This window comes from Cellulomonas sp. P4_H12 (assembly GCF_056400905.1).
On record NZ_JBFUKJ010000074.1, the window covers coordinates 1 to 743 of the forward strand.

Annotated in this window: 2 protein-coding genes; both read right to left on the bottom strand. The window is 62.3% G+C overall.

All coding sequences use genetic code 11. The features are described 5' to 3' along the window. A partial coding sequence (ctaF, locus tag AC1DQC_RS19805; RefSeq protein WP_477052943.1) for an aa3-type cytochrome oxidase subunit IV occupies nucleotides 1–165 on the bottom strand: 165 nt, incomplete at its 3' end. Nucleotides 166–211: 46 nt separating this feature from the next. Further along, nucleotides 212–743 (bottom strand): cytochrome c oxidase subunit II (locus AC1DQC_RS19810; protein WP_477052942.1); only part of this gene is annotated, 532 nt, incomplete at its 5' end.

The following is a 743-nucleotide window of genomic DNA, read 5'->3' on the forward strand; positions in this document are numbered from 1 at the left end:
GAAGTAGGTCCCGACGATCAGGGTCAGCCCGGCAGACAGCGCAATTGCGGTCAGACCGGCCCACTCGATGCCTGTCCTCGATGCGGCGGTGAACACGCCGTACACGATTCCGACGAGGATGAAAAACACCGTCAAAATCTCAAAGAGCTTGGCTTCGATATTCATGTCAGCTCGTCCTTCAGCGGTTGATGGGTGGGTGCCGTCGGCACGACTACTGGTACTCGCCCTCGAGCACGTCGCTGGCCTGGCGGTACGTGCGCTCGGTGTTGAACGGATGCGTCGAGGTGGCGACCGGCGACTCGCCGATCTCCTGGAGTGCCTCGGCGGTGCTCAGCCCGCGTCCACCCTCGTCAGCCGGCTTGCGCAGCTCGATGTACTCGTTGAACTTCTCCGGGCTCACGGCGCGGATCTCGAAGTTCATCATCGCGTGGTACGTGCCGCACATCTCGGCGCAGCGGCCGACGAACGCGCCTTCCTTCTGGATCTCACTGATCTGGAAGACGTTGTCCGAGTGGTTTTCCTTCGGGTTCGGCATGACGTCCCGCTTGAACAGGAACTCCGGGACCCAGAAGGCGTGGATGACGTCGGCGGCGTTGAGGACGAACTCGACGCGCTTGCCGGTCGGCAGCACCAGGACCGGGATCTCGTTGCTGGTGCCGACGGTCTCGATCTTGTCGTAGTGCAGGAACGACAGGTCGTTCTTGCTCTTGCCGTTGATCGGTCCGGGAACCAGGTTGCCGTGG